The organism is Bradyrhizobium sp. 62B, from assembly GCF_030272265.2.
Lineage (GTDB): Bacteria > Pseudomonadota > Alphaproteobacteria > Rhizobiales > Xanthobacteraceae > Bradyrhizobium.
Genome location: NZ_CP092841.2, coordinates 2266118 through 2284316, shown reverse-complemented (window position 1 = coordinate 2284316; position 18199 = coordinate 2266118). Strand labels below are relative to the sequence as shown.

Genomic DNA, 18199 nt, shown 5'->3' with positions numbered 1-18199 from the left:
CGATTTCTCGCGGGCCTTGTCGCCTCTGGGACCGGTCAAGTCAATCCGCCAAGTCGGTCCTTCCAATCAGTCCTTGGGCCGCTTGTCGTAGAGCCGCTTGGCCTTGCCGAGCGAGCGTTCCAGCGTATCCGGCGCGACCACCCTCACCCTGGAGCTGATCCCGATCGTGTTCTTGATGTGGGTCGAGATCCGGTCGGCGTGGTCGACGAGGCCTCGTCCGTCCCAGCTTTCGGACCGCGCCTCGGCGATGATGGTGAGCTCGTCCATGCGGCCTTCGCGGGTCAGCTCCAGGATGAAATGGCCGCCGCACCAATCGGTCGCGAGCAGCACCTCCTCGATCTGGGTCGGGAACAGATTGACACCGCGCAGGATGATCATGTCGTCCGAGCGTCCCGTGACCTTCTCCATGCGCCGCATGCCGGGGCGAGCGGTGCCGGGGAGAAGCCGCGTCAAATCGCGGGTGCGATAGCGGATCACCGGGAACGCTTCCTTGGTGAGCGAGGTGAAGACCAGTTCGCCCTTCTCACCGTCGGGCAGCACCGCGCCGGTCTCGGGATCGATCACCTCGGGGTAGAAATGATCCTCCCAGATGTGCAGGCCGTCCTTGGTCTCGATGCATTCCTGCGCGACGCCTGGGCCGATCACTTCGGAGAGGCCATAGATGTCGGTCGCGTCCATGTCGAAGGCGTCCTCGATCTCGCCGCGCATCGCATTGGTCCAGGGCTCGGCACCGAAGATGCCGACCTTGAGCGAGCATTGGCGCGGATCGAGCCTCTGGCGCTTGAACTCGTCGAGGATCGCCAGCATGTAGCTCGGCGTCACCGTGATGATATCAGGGCGGAAATCATTGATGAGCTGCACCTGCCGCTCGGTCATGCCGCCGGAGATCGGCACCACGGTGCAGCCGAGCTTTTCCGCACCGTAGTGGACACCGAGCCCACCGGTGAAGAGACCGTAGCCATAGGCATTGTGAATGATCATGCCGGTCCGGCCGCCGGCGGCGCGGATCGATCGCGCCATCACGTCCGACCATGTGTCGATATCGGCCTGCGTATAGCCGACCACGATCGGCTTGCCGGTCGTGCCGGAGGAGGCATGCACGCGCACCAGCTTTTCGCGCGGCACGGCGAACATGTTGAACGGATAATTGTCGCGTAGATCCGTCTTCACCGTGAACGGATATTTCGCAAGGTCGGACAGCTCGCGAAAGTCGGACGGATGCACGCCGGCTTCATCGAACGCCTTGCGATAATGTGCGACGTTGTCATAGGAGTGCTTGAGCGACCAGGCGAGCCGCTGCTTCTGCAGCGCCATGATCTCGTCGCGCGAAGCGCGCTCATGCGCGTCCATCTCGGCGCTATAGCCGCCGCTTTCTTTCACCCTCGTCAAAGCCATCCTCGCTTCCCCACAACATTGATTTGTTCTTTTCTTGGTTGGTTATTGCTCTTGTGTCGGCAGCCACGTGCCGGGAATGACGCGCGAGTGTCCGCGGAATTCCGCGATCACGGTGTCGCCCGCAGTGACGCGCACGTCATAGATGCCGGAGCGCCCGCCGCGCGTGATCTCGCGCGCCCTGGCAACGAGGCGATCGCCGAGCTTGCCGGGCTTGATGAAGGTGATCTGGCCCTGCGCGGCAACGACGCGGTCGTTGTGCGAGTTGCACGCAAAGGCGAAGGCGGAATCGGCGAGCGTGAAGATGAAGCCGCCATGGGCGATGCGCTGGCCGTTGACCATGTCCGGCCGCACCGTCATCGCCAGCGTCGCGAAGCCCGGACCGATCTCCATGATCTCCATGCCGAGTCCCTTGGAGGCATCGTCCTCCGCCCACATTGCGTCGGCGCAGGCGCGGGCAACATCGTCAGGCGACACAGCGGCTTTGAGGTTCACGCGCCTCTCCCGGTCAAATGCTTGCATATAATGTTCTGCTGGTTGGCCAGGACTGTCAAATAATGCGACGCATTTGCAACGTCAGGCACTGATACGCCCGCTCAGACATGGTCATAATCGACCACGACGCGCTCCGACGATGGCTTGGCCTGGCAGGTCAGGATGAAGCCCGCCTTCAGCTCCCACGGCTCCAGCGAATAGTTGATGTCCATCGGCGCTTCGCCTTCGACCAGCTTGGCGCGGCAGGTCGAGCACATGCCGCCCTTGCAGGCGAAGGGCAGATCGACGCCGGCGCGCAGCGCGGCATCGAGGATCGCCTCGTCCTCGGCCACCGGCACGTCGCGCCGCTTGCCGTCGATGATCAGCGATGCGATCGCCTTCGGCGGCGCGTCGGGCGCAACCAGCTTCTTTGGCCTGGGCTTGCCGCCGAATTCGGAGACGAAGCGCTCGACGTGGATACGGTCCTGCACGATGCCGAGCTCGCGGCACGTTGCCTCGATATCCTCGCTCATGCCAAGGGGACCGCAGACATAGGCGTGATCGACGCTTCCCGCCGGCACCAGCGAGCGCAGCAGCACCCTCACCTTGTCGCCGTCGAGCCGGCCATGCAGGATCGGGATGTCCTGCTCCTCGCCGGAGATGACGTGGAAGATCGAGAGGCGATCGATGAAGCGGTCCTTCAGCTCCTCGAGCGCTTCGAGGAACATGATGTTGTCGGTGCTGCGGTTGCCGTAGAACAGGAAGAAGCGGCTGCCCGGCTCGCGCGCGAGCACGCCCTTCACGATCGACAGGATCGGCGTGATGCCGGAGCCAGCAGCGAAGCCGACATGAACACGCGCGCTTTCTGCCGGCGGGACCACGCCGAAGCGGCCCGTCGGTGTCATCACGTCGAGCTCGTCGCCGCATTTGAGATCTTCGGCTGCCCAATTCGAAAACGCGCCGCCGTCGACCTTCTTCACGGCGATGCGGATCTCACCGTCGTCAGGGCCGGAACAGATCGAATAGGAGCGGCGCACCTCTTCTCCATCCAGCGTGGTGCGGAGCGTCAGGTACTGTCCGGGCGTGAAGGCGTAGTCGCCGGCGAGTTCGCCCGGGATGGCGAAGGTCATGGAGATGGCGTCGGAAGCCTCGCGGCGGAGATCGTTGACGGCCAGGCGATGAAAGCGCGGTGCGGCTGCTGCTGACATGGTCAATGACACTTGAAGTAATCGAACGGTTCGCGGCAGGACTTGCAGCGCCACAGCGCCTTGCAGGAGGTCGAGCCGAATTCGGATAAAAGCTCGGTCTTGTCCGAGCCGCATTGCGGGCACGTGATGGTCTGCTCGCCGAACAGCGCGCGGCGCGAGTTCGAGGCTTGCGGCGGCGCAATACCATAGGCGCGCAGCTTCTCGCGTCCCTCCTCGCTCATCCAGTCGGTGGTCCAGGCGGGCGACAGCACCGTGTGCACCTTCGGACGGTGGAAGCCGGCGCGCTCCAGCGCCAGCTCGATCTCCAGCGCGATCATGTTCATCGCCGGACAGCCAGAATAGGTCGGCGTGATCGCGACCTCGACATGATCGCCGGCCACGGCAACCTCGCGGAGCACACCGAGATCGGCGATGGTCAAGACCGGGATCTCCGGGTCGACCACGCTTGCCGCAGCGTCCCAGGCGCGCTGGCGCAGTTCGCTATCGCGCTCCAGCACGCTCACCATGTCTGCCCCGGGAAGGTGCGCTGCATCGATTGCAGCTCGGACAGGAGATGGCCGAGATGTTCGCTGTGCCGGCCCGTGCGGCCGCCCTGCTGCATCCAGTCGTTCTGCGGCAGGACCAAGGTGGCCTCGCTGACGACATCGGAAAGCGTCTGCAGCCAGCGACCGCGCAAGGTGACGGGATCGGCGGCGAGACCGGCATGGATCAAAGCGCGTTCGGCCTCGTCGACGGCAAACATCTCGCCGGTGAAGGCCCAGAGGTGATCGATCGCGGCCTGCGCGCGCGTGTGGCTCTCGTCGGTGCCGTCGCCGAGCCGGATGATCCACTCCGAGGCGTGGCGCAGATGATAGGCACTCTCCTTCTCCGACTTGGCGGCAATCGCAGCCAGCGTCGCATCACGCGAGGTCATCATCGCGCGCCAGTAGAGGTCGGCGAAGGCGGAATAGAAGAACTGCCGCACCAGGGTCTGCGCAAAATCGCCGTTGGGCTGCTCGACCAGCAGCAAATTGCGGTACTGCCTGACGTCGCGCAAATAGGCGAGCTTGTCCTCGTCGTTATCCCTGCCTTCGACCTTGGCGGCGTAGCTGTAGAGCTCTCGCGCCTGGCCGATCAGGTCGAGCGCGATGTTGGAGAGCGCCATGTCCTCTTCCAGCATCGGCGCATGCCCGCACCATTCCGACAACCGATGGCCGAGGATCAGCGCATCGTCGGCGCGGCGCAGCGCGTAGAGCACCAAAGGCGTTTCGGAGACCTCGATGTTGGCGGTCGCCATCACATGTGCCCCACTTCCTCGGGCACCTCGTAGAACGTCGGATGCCGGTAGATCTTCGATTCCGCCGGCTCGAACATCATGCCCTTCTCGGCGGGATCGCTCGCGGTGATCGCGGTCGACGGCACCACCCAGATCGACAGGCCCTCGCCACGCCTTGTGTAGATGTCGCGGGCGGCCTGCAGGGCCATGGTGGCATCGCTCGCGTGCAGCGATCCCACATGCTTGTGCGCGAGGCCGTTGCGGCTGCGAATGAAGACTTCCCACAGCGGCGTGTTCGGCGTGGCCATATCGATCTCCCTATTCCGCGGCTTGCGCGGTCTGGCGCTGTGCGCGCTTGGCGGCATAGGCTGCGGCCGCCTCGCGCACCCAGGCGCCCTCTTCGTGGGCCTTGCGGCGCGCGGCCATGCGGTCGCGATTGCAAGGGCCGTTGCCGGCGAGCACCTGCTTGAACTCGGTCCAGTCGATCTCGCTGTAGCGCCAGTGCCCGTCGGCATCCTGAATCATGCCGGGATCGGGAATGGTGAGGCCGAGATATTGCGCCTGCGGCACGGTGGCATCGACGAATTTCTGGCGCAGCTCGTCATTGGAGAAGCGCTTGATCTTCCATTTCGTCGAAGTGTCGCTGTGCTGGCTGGTCGCATCCGGCGGACCGAACATCATCAGCACCGGCCACCACCATCTGTTCAGCGCGTCCTGCGCCATCGCCTTCTGCTCGTCCGAGCCGCGGCACAGCGTCAGCATGATCTCGTAGCCCTGGCGCTGGTGGAACGATTCCTCCTTGCAGACCCGGATCATCGCGCGCGCATAGGGGCCGTAGGAGCAGCGGCACAGCGGGATCTGGTTCATGATCGCGGCGCCATCGACCAGCCAGCCGATGGTGCCGATGTCGGCCCATGTCAGCGTCGGATAGTTGAAGATCGAGGAATACTTGGCTTTGCCGGCGAGCATGGCGTCGACCAGCTCCTCGCGTGAGGTGCCGAGCGTCTCGGCAGCGGCGTAGAGATAGAGGCCGTGGCCGCACTCATCCTGCACCTTGGCAAGCAGCGCGGCCTTGCGGCGCAGCGTCGGCGCGCGCGTGATCCAGTTGCCTTCGGGCAGCATGCCGACGATTTCGGAATGGGCGTGCTGGGAAATCTGGCGGGTGAGCGTCTTGCGATAGGCCGCCGGCATCCAGTCGTTCGGCTCGATGCGCTCCTCGGCATCGATACGGGCCTGGAACTGCGCAGCCCTGCCGGCGTCCTCCAGACCGCGGTCGTCGGTCTCGGCCGTGTTCAGCGCCTGGGTATACATGCGCATCCTCCCGATTGATTGGGAGAGAATATATAACAAGAATTACTTCATGCAAGATATTTCTGTAACATAAATCTCAGGCGCCAAACCTCCGTTCCAGCAGCTTTCGCGCCGGCGGCAATGGCCCCTTTTCGTTGGTTCCATGATCATCGAGCCATTGCTCGGAGGGAGCGAGCAGCGCGCGATAGATATCGCCGCAGAGGTCACGGGCCGCCCTGCCCGGCCAGTCCGCCGGCAGCAATTCGCCCGGCAGCAAGGGATCACGCAGCACGACACGGCGATAATGGTGGATCAAGAGGATGCGCGCGGCGAAGGCGTCGGCCTCGGACAGATCCGTGCCGCGCGCGATTGCGGCGCGGAGCGGCTCGAACGTTTTCATGAATTTCAGATAAGCGTCCGCGGTGCGCTGCAGCGGCCAGCTCGCGCTGAGCAGACGGCGGCCGCTATCGTCTTCGGCGGAGACTTCCAGACGGATAGCGCCCGCGGCTTCGTCCGGCACCGGCACACCCGACGGCGCGACCCAGACGCCCGGCAGCGGACTGCCGAAGCCGGCGTTGCGAAGCGCCTCGCGGGAGACGTCACGGTCCTCGCCGTTGCCGATCAGGAGCAACTCGAAGCGTCCGGTCCAGTCCGACGGCGGCGGATCGTAGATGTGGCGCGTGGCAGCTTCAAACGTCTGGCGTCCCTTGTCGGCAAGCCGGTAGAAACTGTTGCGGCCGACCTTTTCGCGCGTCAGCCAGCCATCGGCGGCAAGGCGCGACATTGCGGTGCGGACGACGCCGCTGTCGATATCCAGGCGTTGGAAGAATTCCAGCAGCGTGCCCAGCCACACGGATCCGCCGCGCGGCACGATGGCATCGCCGAACACGGTGATGACGATGGAGCCGGTGCGCGACGGTTCACGCTTGAGCTGGTCGATGATGCGGGAAAGCGGATGCGCCATGCGGCAGGCTTAGCGCGTTTGGTGCGGGCGCGACAATGGATGGAAGCGACAATGCCTCTACTCCTTCTCCATGCTTGCGGGGCCGCGACGAGCTTCGCTCAGGCTGAGAAGGTCGGGATGAGGGGGAGTCTCCGCGGAGTCGGCGAGAATTGGACTCGTGGAGAGTCTCCCTCACCCGGAATTTGCTTTTCGCAAATTGCGGCCTCTCCCCGCGAGCGGGGAGAGGCGAAGAAATCACCTGTGCGGATCGGGATACACCACGCTGCGCCAGCCGCTGCGGTCGAACGGACGCCACTGGCCTTCCTTCTGTGCGAGGCGGTCGGCCACCGCATAGACCGCGGCCGGATGATGACCCATGCCGCAATGGCTGCTCTCGATCTCGATGCTCTCGGTCTGCGCGCCCGATTTCTCCATGCAGCCTTGCCAGGCGCAGACGCCGTCGGTGCGGCTGAAGATGGCGGTGGTCGGCACCGGCGGCGGGACGGCAAGCTCGCCTCCGAACTGCGGATCGACCTCGTCGGACTTCCGTCCGCTCGCCCATTCATAGACGCGCCAGGCGTTGGTGGAGCGGGGATTGCCGGCGAAGGGGCTGCCGAGCGTAATCACCTGACGCACACGCTCCGGCATCATCTTGGCGAGCTGGCGTGCATAGAGACCACCGAGGCTCCAGCCCACAAGACTGATCTTGCGGCCATGATTGTCGCTGAGCTCCTGGACCAGATCGACCATCGCGTGCTGCACGCCATCGCGCAGGCCGTAATTGCGGCCCTGGCGCCAGCCGCTCACCGCATAGCCCTTGCCGGTCAGGAAGGTGCGCAGCGCGCGCGTGGACGCGTCGGAGGCCACAAGGCCCGGCAGCACCAGCACCGGATGCCCATCGCCGCGCGGCGCGAGGCTCAGCAGCGGCAGCGCGCCGAGGAATGCGCCGAACTCGTGGATCGCGCGCCCTTCCAGAAACATCAGAGTACGGGGCGGCGGACGCAGCGTCTGGGCAGTAGCGGTCATCAATGGTCCCCTGGAAGAATTGCTGAAAAGGTGGCCGGACGAGGCCGGCAAACGCATAGAGATTCCAACTCGCCGGCTTCTTGATCGTTCCGCAGCGCAACATGAATCAGCTAGGCGGCCGGTTCCCGACATTCAAGCGGGAGAGATGCGGGGCGACAATAGGCCCGCGTGTGAATGCCACCGGCCGTGACGCAAAAGTCACAGCCATCGGAGCAGGGATTCTACGGAGTAAAGCGCGAGCCCGGCGAGGCCGCCGATCAGCGAGCCGTTAAAGCGGATGTATTGCAGGTCGCGCCCGATGTTGATTTCGATCAGCGAAATCAGCTGCGCCATATCCCACGCCTTGACCTGGTCGGAGATGAAGATCGAAACGCCGCTCTTCTGGTCGGCGACGAAGCTGCGCAACACCGTCACCAAGCCCTTGTTGATCTCGCCGCGTAGCTCGGCATCGCCCGCGAGCGCTTCGCCGGCCGCGACGAACATGCCGGCGAGATGATGCTGCAGCACCTGCGTCTCGCCGCTCGCGCTACGCTCGATGAAGGAGCGCGTATTGGACCAGACGGTGCGGGCAAGATCCGCGAGCTCGGGCCGCGCCAAGAGATCGCGCTTCAAGCCGGCGATGCGGTCGATATAGGCCTGATCGGTGCCGAGCCGGTCGACGAAGCTCAGCACCATGCGGTCGAACTCGCCGCGGAACGGATGCTTGGGATCATTGCGCACCTCGTTGAAGAACGCGGTGGCGGACGCCACGATCTTGTTCACCAGAAACTTGTCGGCGCGATAGAGCCGCAGCAGGGTCGGCAACTCCGCGCGCACCTTCTCGCGGATCATCCCCATCGTCTCCTTCTGGTTCAGCGTCTCATGCATCACGCGCAGGAGATCGTCGAACAGGATCTGGTGGCGCCCTTCCGCCACGAAGCCGCGCAGCGTGCCGGCGGCGAGCGGCGCAAGGTCGATCGCCTGGAGCTGCGACGACATGCGGCGGATGATGAAGGTCATCAGGCCCGAGCTCTCCGTCGCAGAGACGGCCTCGGGCAACAGGCGTAGCGCAAAGCGCGCCAGATCGTCGCTGCGCTTGCGATCACGCAGCCAGTCGGCGACGAAGGAGCCGAAATCGATCTCCTTCAGCTTGGCCTCGACCGGGCCGGCCTCGAGGAAATGCACCTGGATGAACTCGCCGAGCTTGTCGGCGATGCGGGCCTGATTGCTCTGGATGATCGCGGTGTGCGGGATCGGCAGGCCGAGCGGCCGCTTGAACAGGGCAACCACGGCATACCAGTCGGCGAGCCCGCCGATGGTCGCGGCTTCCGCGAAGGCGGCGATGAAGCCGAAGACGGGATGCACGTTCAAGAAGATCTTGGCGACTATGAAGAGCCCAAGCGTGGACGCCAGCACCAGCGTCGCCAGCGCCTTGACGCGGCGCAGCTCGGCCGCACGTTCGGCATCGCCGGGAGTGTCGAAGGAGAAGGTGATAGGCGGAGTCATGAGGGATACTTAGCGCGTCGGTCTCTTCGTGTCCCGGACAAGGCGCAACGCGCAGCGCTGCGAGGCAGAGCCGGGACCCAGCATGGACCCAGGGATCAGCAGTGCGCCACGCCACCTGGACGATGCATCGCATCGCCAGGGGCGCGCTGCGCTGCATCCGGGGAACGCAGCAGACAAAAACAAAAGGCCCGCCGAAGCGGGCCTCAAATTTCAGTTTGCACTCAGGGCGCCGGATCAGGCGGTCTTGTTGTAGACCTTGGCGAAATTGTCCTGAGCGGACTTCGCACCGTTGGCGGCGAGCTTGCCGAAATAGTCGGCGGTCGCCTTGGCACGCGAGACGAACACTTCGCCGCGCGAACGGAGCAGGCCCGACTGGATCTCGACGGCCTCGCTGAACGACTTGGCGGAAGCGAGCTTGTCGATGCTGGAGAAGAACGCCTCAGCGTCCTCGTAGATCGCCTGCTGGATGTTGCGGCTGATCTTGCCGGCTTCAGTGACGGATTCGGTCACCGCGTTCTCGACGGCGGCGGTCACGCGCTCGGAACCGGCGAAAGCCTCGGCAGCACGGTCCTTGGCGGTGTTGGCGGTCTTCTTGACGAACTCGCGGGCGGCCTCGGGAACTTCCAGGTTCTGGATGTTCTTGAAAGCGTCCTTGAAGCCCTCGAAAGCGGTGTTGGTTTCAGTGGTCATGGGGTTCTCTCCATCCTCATTGGGTTGAGCTATGGGCTCACCCCGTCCGTATCGGCCCGGGGCACGTCCTATATGGCATAGTTAATTGTGCGATGCAATATTCATATTGCAGTGCGATATCACGAATTCGTGAACAGCCTTAATGGGAGGCACTTCGATGCCTCCCTGGCCAACGGGTTCTCAGCGGAGCTTCCGGCGCCGGCTGCCCGGCCCTTAGTGCTGCACCGCCCCCGGCAGCCCATAGGCCTCCATTTGGGCCTGAACCTGCGCGATGTTGTGGCCGAGCACCACGATATCATGGGTCTTGCCCTCGACGTCCCGGACGTGGTCGCGCAGCAACGCTTCGGCCTTGAAGCCGAGGCTCTCGAACAGGGCGATGGCGGCCTGCTGGTCGACCGTCATCTGGACCGAGAGCTTTTCCAGGCCCGCCCCAAGTGCGAGCGCAAAGGTCTCCTGCGACAGCGCCCGCCCCACTCCCTTGCCCCGCACATCGAGCGAGACCACCATCCGGATCTCGCCGACATGGGGCGACCATGAATGAGGATCGCGCACCAGCGTGCCGCAGCCGACGACCTTGCCGTCCCTGACCGCGAGCAGGCTTGTGATCGCGCCGCGCTCGATCTCCTTGACCCAGGCCGACAGCACCTTCGGCTCGCTGATGTTGCGCGGCAGGAACAGCAAATCGTGCGTCGGCAGGCCCTTGCCGAAGGCGAGCACCGCGGCTTCGTCTGAAGATGCCATCAGGCGAATCTCGATATCGCCGGCGTCGGTCTTGACGTGACGCGGATAGGAACGCTGCTCGCTCATATCGATCTCTTTCCCAGCCAGGAATCCAGTTTCGGCCATAGCCGCTTCACGGCGTTGGCACCCGCGACCAGCGAGACGTGACCGCCTTTCAGCATCACCTCTTCCTTGTCCGCAGATCCAATCTTCGTAATCAGGTGCTTGGCGGCCTCATACGGCACGATGTGGTCGTGCTCCGCCACCGCATGCAGGATCGGCACCTTGATATTCTCGAGCTTCGCCGCGCGGCCACCGACCGACATGGTGTCGTTGAACAGCTTGTTGTCCCACATCAGGTCCTTGGTGATGGTGCGGAAATACTCGCCGGCCAATGGCAGCGTATCGGTCGCCCAGCGGTCGAACATCCGGTAGGATTTGACGAACTCGTCGTTCCAGATGTTCTCCCAGAGCTGGATCTGGCTCACGGTGCGCGAGGCCGGGCGCAGCATCTCGAACGAGGACAGGATCATCTCCGGCGGCACGTTGCCGACACTGTCGACGAGATGGTCGACGTCGAAATAGCGACGGTCGGAGAAGTTCGAGAACAGCTTCATCTCGCGGAAGTCGATCGGCGTGGTGAAGCAGATCAGGTTCTTCATCGGCCCGTCCGCGTGGATCGAGCCATAGAGGAGCGACAACACGCCGCCGAAGCAATAGCCGATGACGGAGACGTCCTGCTCGCCGGAGTCCGCCTGCACGCGGCGAACGCAATCCGGGATGAAGTCGAGGACATAGTCCTCCATCCGCAGGCTCTTCTCCTCCGGCCGCGGCGCGCTCCAGTCGAGCATATAGACGTCGTAGCCGCGCTTGAGCAGGAACTCGATGAAGCTCTGGCCGGGGACGAGATCGAGAATGTAGCCGCGGTTGGTGGTGGCCATCACGATCAGCACCGGTACGCGGTAGATCTCGTCCGACATCGGCCGGTAGTGATAGAGGCTCATCGTGCCGCGCGAATGCAGCACGTCCTTCGGTGTCGAGCCGAGCGAAGGGCCCGAGGTCGAGAAATATTCAACGCCCTTGATGCTGCGCTGGATGGCGCGCTGCACCTCGGACTGGATGCGCTCCGGGATGGATGCGAAATCGAGTCCCGTCGGCGCGTTCATGTCGGCTCTCCGTTCTCGGAGGGCGGGCGCTTGGTGCGCGGCGGCCGCGGCGTGCCATCCAAGCCTTGCGCGATGCCGGAACTCGCCGCCATCTGGCTCAGCATCGACTTCATCTCGCCGATCTGGGCCTCGATCGACTGCAACCGCTCCGCAAGACCCGTGATCTGCTCCCGGCTCGGCAGGTTCATCGTGACGAGGTATTTCTCCATGAGTTCGCCGAGCTGCTTCTGAGCACCTGCAGCAACTCCGCCCGCACGGTTCATCGCCTGCGAAAATTCCGGCGACGACATGGCCTGATTGGCAAAAGAGTTGAACCCTTTCTCCATCTCACCAACCATCTTCTGCCACATGGCAACGGGGTCGTTGGTCTTGTCGGTCATCGGCGTCCTCCTGAAATCGAGAGCTGCGATGCCCTTCTTTTCTCGCCATACCACACCGTTGCGCGATGCCGGTCAACCGGCAAGCACGCCCGCCACTTGGCACGCCGCTTCTTTGAGACGGGAAACCGTGCGATACAGCATCGATCAGCAGGAGGGACCCGTGACCAGCCATCAGCCGCCCCAGACCGTCCGCGCCAACGGCATCGACATCTGCTACGAGATCTTTGGCAACGACAATTCCGAGCCGCTGCTGCTGATCATGGGGCTCGGAGCGCAGATGATCCACTGGGACGATGCGTTCTGCGAGCAGCTTGCCGCGCGCGGTTTCCGCGTGATCCGCTTCGACAACCGCGATATCGGCAAGTCCAGCCATCTCACCGGCGGCAAGCGCCTGACGCCGCTCGAGCTATTGAAGCTGCGGTTCCTCAGGATTCCCGTCGCCGCGACCTACAGACTGATCGACATGGCGAAGGACACGGTCGGGCTGATGGATGCGCTCGGCATCAAGTCGGCGCATCTGGTCGGGGCATCCATGGGCGGCATGATCGCGCAGGAGGTGACTTTGTCGTTTCCGCACCGCGTCCGTTCGCTGACATCGATCATGTCGACGACAGGCAATCCGCGCATCCCGCCGCCGTCGCGCGAGGCTGCCGCGATGCTGATGGCGCCACCGCCGCGCAGCAAGGAAGAATTCATGGTCCGCTACGGCCAGACCTGGAAAGTGCTGAGAGCTGGACAGTTTCCGGAGGAGGAAGCGCTGGACCCGGGTCGCGCCGAGCGCGTGTTCGCCCGCGGGCTCAATCCGGCCGGCGTCGGCCGTCAGCTCCGCGCCGTGCTGGCATCCGGCAGTCGCAAGGAAAGGCTGCACGCCGTTCAGACGCCGACACTCGTCATTCACGGCACCGTCGATCCGCTGGTGCGACCCGAAGGCGGCAAGGACACGGCGGCGTCGATCCCGAATGCAAAGCTGCTGATGATCGAAGGCATGGGCCACGCGCTGCCGATGCGGTTCTGGCCGGAGATCATCGGCGCCATCGACAAGCACGCGCATGGCGCGGCGGTACAGGCCGCTTAACTCTTCCTCGCGATCCAGATCACGTGGCGCGCGCCGCCGCCTCTGCCGGTGGCGCGGACAGCGACTTCGTTGACGTCCAAGCCGACGCGCTTGAGACGCTTGGTGAACGCGGGGTTGGGCCCGGACGACCACACCGCCAGCACGCCGCCCGGCCGCAGCGCCGTCTTCGCCGCCGTTAGCCCGCTCGCATTGTAGAGCGCGTCGTTGCCCTTTCGGGTCAACCCCTCGGGCCCGTTGTCGACGTCCAGGAGAATGGCGTCGTAGGCTGCGCTCTTCGCACGGATGATCTCGCCGACGTCGATTTCCCTTATATCCACCCTGGGATCATCGAGGCTGTCGCCGAAGACCTCCGCCATCGGGCCTTTCGCCCAGCTCACCACCGCCGGCACGAGCTCGGAGACCACGATCTTCGCCTTGGGGCCGAGCACGGTAAGCGCCGCGCGCAAGGTAAAACCCATGCCGAGGCCGCCGATCAGAACGACGGGTTTTGCGACTTTCTCGATCTGCTTCGCCGCAAGCGTCGCGAGCGCGGCTTCCGACCCGGACAGGCGATTGTTCATCAGCTCGTTGGTGCCGAGCTTGATGGAGAACTCCTTGCCCCGTCGCATCAGGCGGAGCTCTTCGTCGGAGCCGGGGATCTTGGCGGTGTCGATTTTTTCCCAGGGAATCATGGGCGACGTTTAGCACGATCGGACGAACAATCACCCGCCCGCCCAGACGTCGAGCACATAGCGGTTCTGCGTCCCCATCTCCTCGATCCAGCGCGCACTGGCGGCGGCATCGCTGCCGCTCCTCTCGCGATGGATCGCAACCAGCGCCGCCTTCACGTCCGGCTCCATCTTGCTGCCGTCGCCGCAGACATAGATGATCGCGCCCTGCTCGATCAGCGGCCAGACCTTGTCCTTCTGCGCGGCCAGCACGTGCTGCACATAGGTCTTCGGTCCATCGGCACGCGAGAACGCCGTGAACAGCTCGGTGATGCCGCTGGCCGCCAGCGCCTTCAGCTCCTCCGCGTAGAGAAAATCCTGATCCGGATGGCGGCAGCCGAAAAACAGCATGGATGGCCCGAGGCTGGCCCCCTTCGCCTTGCGCGCGGCGCGCTCCTGCAGGAAGCCGCGGAACGGCGCAAGGCCGGTGCCCGGGCCGATCATGATGATCGGCACGGATGGATCGTCCGGCAGGCGGAAGCCAGCCTTGGTCTCACGCACGGTGGCATAGACCGTATCGCCCACGCGGCGATTGGCCAGATAGTTCGAGCAGATTCCCTTGTAGACCCCGCGCCCCGAAGCCGCCGGCCCCTCGACCACGCCGACCGTGACGCTGCAGCGCGCCGGGTCCACCGACGGCGAGGACGAGATCGAGTAATAGCGCGGCGCCAGCAGCGAGAGCATTTCCAGATAGACGTGGAACGGCAATTCGCAGGCGGGATATTCGAGCAACAGATCGAACACCGATTTGCGCTTGGCCAGGATCTCGGCGCGATAGCGCTCGAGCGGCTCCGTCTCCTCGCCGACGAAGGCCAGCAGCTTCGGCTTGGTGACGGGACAGCGGGTGTGCTCCGCCATGATCTGGATCTGCTTGCGCGTCGCGACCTGCTGCAGCTCGACGAACTCGCTGAGCAGGCGCCCGACCGACACGGCATCTCCCACCGGCAATTGCGCGCGGCGGCCTTCTGCGACCTGGAGCCTGATCTGGTCCGCCGGCAGGAAGCCGAAGCGACGCGCCACCGAATCCACCAGGGTTGGATCGTTGCGCGGGACGACGCTGAGGTGATCGCCGACGCGGTAGCTGACATTGGACGGCAGCTGCACCTCGATATGGCGCGTCGAGCGCTCCGACGGATTGGCCCCGCTCTTGTTCTGAAGCTCGTCGTTGGCGAGCACCTTCATCGCCACAGCGCCGCCCTGGGCGACGATGGTGTTGACGGCGGTCACCGCCACAGGCTCGATCGCATAGAGCGGATCGTCCTCGGCGGTGCGGGTGAAATTCCAGTCGATGCCGAATTCCTTGGTCGCGACCTGGGCGGCGGCCGGGAACCACTTCTGGAACTGGCCGTCGAGATCGCTGCGCGCATCGCCCTCGCCACGCGGATAAACCGCACGTGCGCCGTGCTTCGACAATTGCTCGTCGATCAGGCGCGGCACCGATTGATAGGTCGCAGCCCAGTCGCTGTTGCCGCAGCCGAACACGGCATAGCGCACACCTGCAAAGGCATCCTTCGGCAGATCGTCGCCGAGCCATTTGACGAACTGCGTCGCGTTGTCGGGTGGCGCACCATTATAGGAGGCGCAGATGATGAGCACGCCACCCTCCCGCGGCAGCTTGCCGACATAATCGTCGAGCGGGCCGAGATGCACGGCAAAGCCGTTGATCTCGGCAAGATCGGCCATGCGCGTCGCGAGCTCCTCGGCGGTGCCGAGGTTGGATCCGTACAGCACCAGCATCGGCGTGTTATGGCCGGGCCGGGCCGTGGGCTGACGCGGCGCCTTCGGCGCTGAACCGGTAGCCGCAACGGGCCCTCCATAGGCCCCCCGCTCGCGATCGGCGCGCGGACGTACCTTGATCTTGAAGCCTTCCGGCTTCATCGTCAGCGTTTCCTTCAGATGCATCTGGTAGCGCTGGTGGTCGATCAGCTTGAAGCGCTGCAGGATCATGCCGAGCGCCAGCGCGGCCTCGTGCATCGCAAAGCCGCGGCCGATGCAGGCGCGCTGGCCGTTTCCGAACGGCTTCCAGGCATTGATCGGCCGCTTCGCCTCCGCCTCGCGGCTGAAATTCTCGGGATCGAAGGCATCGGGATTCGGCCCCCAGACGGAGGGATCGCGATGCAGCGCGGTCACCAGGATCGTGGTGAAGGTGCCTTTCCGAAGCTTGTACTTGCCGTCTCCGATGGTCTCGTCGTTCAGCGGGGAGATGCCGTAGGCCGGCGCCGGCGGCCACAGTCGCAGCGCTTCTTTCAGGATCTGCGTGATGTAGGTGAGCTGCGTCACCTGCTGATAGGTCGGCTTCGCGTTGACGTCGGGACCGAAGACGCGGTCGACCTCGTCATAGGCCTTCTTGAGGATGTCCGGATGCTTGAGCAGCGCATAGAGCGTGTAGGACAACAGCCCGCTGGTGGTCTCGTGGCCCGCGATCAGGAACGTGTTGATCTGGTAGCGGATGTTGACGTCGTCGAGCTGCTCGCCGGTCGAACGATCGACGCCGGTCATCATCGCGGCCAGCATGTCCTTCTTGTCGTCGATCCCCTCCGCGCTCTTGCGCCGCTCGGCGATGATCTCGTCGACCATCTTGTTCATGAAGGCGACGTCTTCGGCCAGCGTCTTGCGCCGCTTCTGCATCCAGATCTGCTCGAACGGCAGACCGCGCGTCATCATGATGGTTTCGAGCGAGCGCACCAGCGACTCGACGAAGGGATGGTAGTCCCGCCGGTAGAACGAATTGAAGCGATAGTCGAAGCCGCACAGGCCGATCGTATCAAGCGTCAGCGCGGTCATGTCGTGGACGACATCGATCTCGTCGTCGGCGTTGAGCCGTTCCCATTTCTGGACGAGCTGCTCCGCGATGTCGACCATACTCGAATGATAGGACTGCATGGCGCGGTTGCCGAAGGGCTGGAGCAGAATGTTGTGCGCCTTGCTCCAGTTCGGCTCCTTGGTGTCGGCCGTGAACAGCCCGTCGCCGCCGACCGCGCGCACGCGCCGCAGCGCGCCGCGCACTGTCTTGTCGAACCGCTTCTCGTCGGAGAGCTCGTCGACGAGGTCGTGGCCTGACACGACGACGATCGGCGAGCCCATCATGTCGAGCCAGAAGATCGGGCCGAGCTCCTTGGCGAGCCGCGTCAGGTGCTGCACGGGAGCGGCCGAATCCAGCGACAGCATGTTGCCGACCACGGGCTTGGTCGGCGGATGCGGGATCGGGTCCAGACGGTTCTTGGATGACATTTAACTTCGCTTCCCCCTCTTGCCGTCATTCCGGGCGATGCGCAGCATCGAACCCGGAATCTCGAGGTTCCGGGTCTGGTCCTCTGGGTCGCCTCGCGATCCCTTCGGACCATCCCGGAACGACGGTGCACTTACCTGGACGACCGCGTCGTCAACCAAACCGCCTTCTACGCCATTCGATCAGCTTGGCACTGACCTCTTCCGGCTTCTCCTGCTGCGTCCAATGGCCGCTATCCTTCACCAGATATTTCTCGAGATCGCCGATCAGCTTCTCCATGCCGTCGGCCGCGGACGGCGGCAGCACGGCATCGTTCTCCGCCATGATCATCAGCGAGGGCACATGGACGTTGTGATCCAGGCCCTTCGACCGCTCCCAGTTACGGGAGAAGTTGCGATACCAGTTGATACCGCCGGTGAAACCAGTTTTCGTGAAGGTGTCGACGAACACCTTCTTCTCGTCGGCCGACAGGATCGGTGCGCGCGGATCGACTTTGGCATCGTAGGCTGCGATCATTTGCGGAAACGCCAGATTGGTCTTCGACGAGGCGCCGACACCCGCGATGGGCGGCTCATCAGGCTTTGCCGGCGGGCGCGCCAGCGGTTTGCGCATGAAGGCGTCGAACGTCTGCTCGACGCGGCTGCCGAAGATCCTGTCCGGCCCGCGCGCGGGATCCTGGAACTGGACGATATACATTTGATCGCCGAAGCGCTGGCGAAACAGGGCGATGGGGTCGATCGGCGTGCGGTCCCAATGCGGGGTATTGACGCCAACCACACCGGCGACGCGCGAAGGGTGCCGCAACGGCATCTGCCAGACGACGAAGCCGCCCCAATCGTGACCGACGAAGATCGCCTTGTCGATATTGAGATGGTCGAGCAGACCGACCAGATCGCCGGTCAGATGCTCCATGTCATAATCCTCGACCGGCTCGGGCCGGTCGGTTGCGCCGTAGCCGCGCTGGTCCGGGGCGATCACCCGGATGCCGGCCTCGCTCAGCGCCTTGATCTGGTGACGCCAGGAGAAGGCGAGCTCGGGCCAGCCGTGGCACAGCACGATCGGCGGCTTGTCGTCGGCCGGGCCCGCCTCGTAATAGCCCATGCGAATTCCGTTCGTCTGCGCGAACTGGAGCGGCGGCATTTCAATCATCACAAACGTC

General features: G+C 64.3%; 18 protein-coding genes. 1 reads left to right on the top strand and 17 read right to left on the bottom strand.

Features of this window, described 5'->3' with window-relative positions:
* Positions 1–66: 66 nt before the first annotated feature.
* The 14 genes from paaK to ML401_RS10755 all read right to left on the bottom strand — a co-directional run bounded on the left by paaK (position 67) and on the right by ML401_RS10755 (position 12029).
* The gene (gene paaK, locus ML401_RS10820; protein ID WP_285811922.1) at positions 67–1395 is read right to left on the bottom strand and encodes a phenylacetate--CoA ligase PaaK; all 1329 of its coding nucleotides are present in this window, start codon (positions 1393–1395) and stop codon (positions 67–69) included.
* 42 nt (positions 1396–1437) lie between these two features.
* Positions 1438–1887: a hydroxyphenylacetyl-CoA thioesterase PaaI gene (paaI, locus tag ML401_RS10815; protein WP_285811921.1), complete on the bottom strand. Its 450-nt coding sequence runs from the start codon at positions 1885–1887 to the stop codon at positions 1438–1440.
* 101 nt (positions 1888–1988) lie between these two features.
* Entirely contained in the window at positions 1989–3074 is a 1086-nt protein-coding gene (gene paaE / locus ML401_RS10810; RefSeq protein ID WP_285811920.1) for a 1,2-phenylacetyl-CoA epoxidase subunit PaaE, read from the bottom strand.
* 2 nt (positions 3075–3076) lie between these two features.
* Positions 3077–3580 carry a 1,2-phenylacetyl-CoA epoxidase subunit PaaD gene (gene paaD, locus ML401_RS10805; RefSeq protein WP_259205118.1) on the bottom strand — a complete coding sequence of 168 codons (504 nt, stop codon included), beginning with the start codon at positions 3578–3580 and terminating at the stop codon, positions 3077–3079.
* Positions 3574–4350: a 1,2-phenylacetyl-CoA epoxidase subunit PaaC gene (gene paaC / locus ML401_RS10800; RefSeq protein WP_285811919.1), complete on the bottom strand. Its 777-nt coding sequence runs from the start codon at positions 4348–4350 to the stop codon at positions 3574–3576. The genes paaD and paaC overlap by 7 nt, the downstream gene beginning before the upstream one ends.
* Entirely contained in the window at positions 4350–4637 is a 288-nt protein-coding gene (gene paaB, locus ML401_RS10795; RefSeq protein ID WP_008136594.1) for a 1,2-phenylacetyl-CoA epoxidase subunit PaaB, read from the bottom strand. Before paaB ends, paaC begins: the two co-directional genes overlap by 1 nt.
* 10 nt (positions 4638–4647) lie before the next feature.
* Positions 4648–5640, bottom strand: a complete 993-nt coding sequence (paaA, locus tag ML401_RS10790) for a 1,2-phenylacetyl-CoA epoxidase subunit PaaA (protein ID WP_211417790.1) — start codon at positions 5638–5640, stop codon at positions 4648–4650.
* A 76-nt stretch (positions 5641–5716) separates the two neighbouring features.
* Positions 5717–6583: a phenylacetic acid degradation operon negative regulatory protein PaaX gene (paaX, locus tag ML401_RS10785; protein ID WP_285811917.1), complete on the bottom strand. Its 867-nt coding sequence runs from the start codon at positions 6581–6583 to the stop codon at positions 5717–5719.
* Between the two features lie 234 nt (positions 6584–6817).
* Positions 6818–7588: an alpha/beta hydrolase gene (locus ML401_RS10780; RefSeq protein WP_285811916.1), complete on the bottom strand. Its 771-nt coding sequence runs from the start codon at positions 7586–7588 to the stop codon at positions 6818–6820.
* 198 nt (positions 7589–7786) lie between these two features.
* Positions 7787–9073, bottom strand: coding sequence for a DUF445 domain-containing protein (locus ML401_RS10775; protein WP_285811915.1), 1287 nt, complete (start codon positions 9071–9073; stop codon positions 7787–7789).
* Between the two features lie 234 nt (positions 9074–9307).
* Positions 9308–9763 carry a phasin gene (locus ML401_RS10770; RefSeq protein ID WP_211417793.1) on the bottom strand — a complete coding sequence of 152 codons (456 nt, stop codon included), beginning with the start codon at positions 9761–9763 and terminating at the stop codon, positions 9308–9310.
* Between the two features lie 213 nt (positions 9764–9976).
* Positions 9977–10570 carry a GNAT family N-acetyltransferase gene (locus ML401_RS10765; RefSeq protein ID WP_285811914.1) on the bottom strand — a complete coding sequence of 198 codons (594 nt, stop codon included), beginning with the start codon at positions 10568–10570 and terminating at the stop codon, positions 9977–9979.
* The gene (locus ML401_RS10760; RefSeq protein ID WP_211417794.1) at positions 10567–11649 is read right to left on the bottom strand and encodes an alpha/beta hydrolase; all 1083 of its coding nucleotides are present in this window, start codon (positions 11647–11649) and stop codon (positions 10567–10569) included. Before ML401_RS10760 ends, ML401_RS10765 begins: the two co-directional genes overlap by 4 nt.
* On the bottom strand, positions 11646–12029 hold the full coding sequence (locus tag ML401_RS10755; protein WP_285811913.1) for a hypothetical protein: 384 nt from the start codon (positions 12027–12029) through the stop codon (positions 11646–11648). The genes ML401_RS10760 and ML401_RS10755 overlap by 4 nt, the downstream gene beginning before the upstream one ends.
* Before the next feature lie 160 nt (positions 12030–12189).
* On the opposite strand from ML401_RS10755, the gene ML401_RS10750 reads away from it, so the two are divergent.
* Positions 12190–13104, top strand: a complete 915-nt coding sequence (locus ML401_RS10750; protein ID WP_285811912.1) for an alpha/beta fold hydrolase — start codon at positions 12190–12192, stop codon at positions 13102–13104.
* Here ML401_RS10750 and ML401_RS10745 read toward each other — a convergent pair.
* The 3 genes from ML401_RS10745 to ML401_RS10735 form a co-directional block, all read right to left on the bottom strand.
* The gene (locus tag ML401_RS10745) at positions 13101–13775 is read right to left on the bottom strand and encodes a spermidine synthase (RefSeq protein ID WP_285811911.1); all 675 of its coding nucleotides are present in this window, start codon (positions 13773–13775) and stop codon (positions 13101–13103) included. The two genes, ML401_RS10750 and ML401_RS10745, sit on opposite strands and share 4 nt — an antisense overlap.
* 30 nt (positions 13776–13805) lie before the next feature.
* Complete coding sequence (locus ML401_RS10740; RefSeq protein WP_285811910.1) at positions 13806–17042, bottom strand: bifunctional cytochrome P450/NADPH--P450 reductase; 3237 nt, start codon at positions 17040–17042, stop codon at positions 13806–13808.
* A 151-nt stretch (positions 17043–17193) separates the two neighbouring features.
* The gene (locus ML401_RS10735) at positions 17194–18189 is read right to left on the bottom strand and encodes an alpha/beta fold hydrolase (protein WP_259205095.1); all 996 of its coding nucleotides are present in this window, start codon (positions 18187–18189) and stop codon (positions 17194–17196) included.
* Between the last annotated feature and the right edge of the window lie 10 nt (positions 18190–18199).

What these genes read in the sequence shown, in the direction of transcription:
- paaK (WP_285811922.1), bottom strand. Translation starts at nt 1,395, where the DNA reads ATGGCTTTGACGAGGGTGAAAGAAAGCGGCGGCTATAGCGCCGAGATG.
- paaE (WP_285811920.1), bottom strand. Translation starts at nt 3,074, where the DNA reads ATGTCAGCAGCAGCCGCACCGCGCTTTCATCGCCTGGCCGTCAACGAT.
- paaD (WP_259205118.1), bottom strand. Translation starts at nt 3,580, where the DNA reads ATGGTGAGCGTGCTGGAGCGCGATAGCGAACTGCGCCAGCGCGCCTGG.
- paaC (WP_285811919.1), bottom strand. Translation starts at nt 4,350, where the DNA reads ATGGCGACCGCCAACATCGAGGTCTCCGAAACGCCTTTGGTGCTCTAC.
- paaB (WP_008136594.1), bottom strand. Translation starts at nt 4,637, where the DNA reads ATGGCCACGCCGAACACGCCGCTGTGGGAAGTCTTCATTCGCAGCCGC.
- paaA (WP_211417790.1), bottom strand. Translation starts at nt 5,640, where the DNA reads ATGTATACCCAGGCGCTGAACACGGCCGAGACCGACGACCGCGGTCTG.
- paaX (WP_285811917.1), bottom strand. Translation starts at nt 6,583, where the DNA reads ATGGCGCATCCGCTTTCCCGCATCATCGACCAGCTCAAGCGTGAACCG.
- ML401_RS10780 (WP_285811916.1), bottom strand. Translation starts at nt 7,588, where the DNA reads ATGACCGCTACTGCCCAGACGCTGCGTCCGCCGCCCCGTACTCTGATG.
- ML401_RS10775 (WP_285811915.1), bottom strand. Translation starts at nt 9,073, where the DNA reads ATGACTCCGCCTATCACCTTCTCCTTCGACACTCCCGGCGATGCCGAA.
- ML401_RS10770 (WP_211417793.1), bottom strand. Translation starts at nt 9,763, where the DNA reads ATGACCACTGAAACCAACACCGCTTTCGAGGGCTTCAAGGACGCTTTC.
- ML401_RS10765 (WP_285811914.1), bottom strand. Translation starts at nt 10,570, where the DNA reads ATGAGCGAGCAGCGTTCCTATCCGCGTCACGTCAAGACCGACGCCGGC.
- ML401_RS10760 (WP_211417794.1), bottom strand. Translation starts at nt 11,649, where the DNA reads ATGAACGCGCCGACGGGACTCGATTTCGCATCCATCCCGGAGCGCATC.
- ML401_RS10755 (WP_285811913.1), bottom strand. Translation starts at nt 12,029, where the DNA reads ATGACCGACAAGACCAACGACCCCGTTGCCATGTGGCAGAAGATGGTT.
- ML401_RS10745 (WP_285811911.1), bottom strand. Translation starts at nt 13,775, where the DNA reads ATGATTCCCTGGGAAAAAATCGACACCGCCAAGATCCCCGGCTCCGAC.
- ML401_RS10740 (WP_285811910.1), bottom strand. Translation starts at nt 17,042, where the DNA reads ATGTCATCCAAGAACCGTCTGGACCCGATCCCGCATCCGCCGACCAAG.
- ML401_RS10735 (WP_259205095.1), bottom strand. Translation starts at nt 18,189, where the DNA reads ATGATTGAAATGCCGCCGCTCCAGTTCGCGCAGACGAACGGAATTCGC.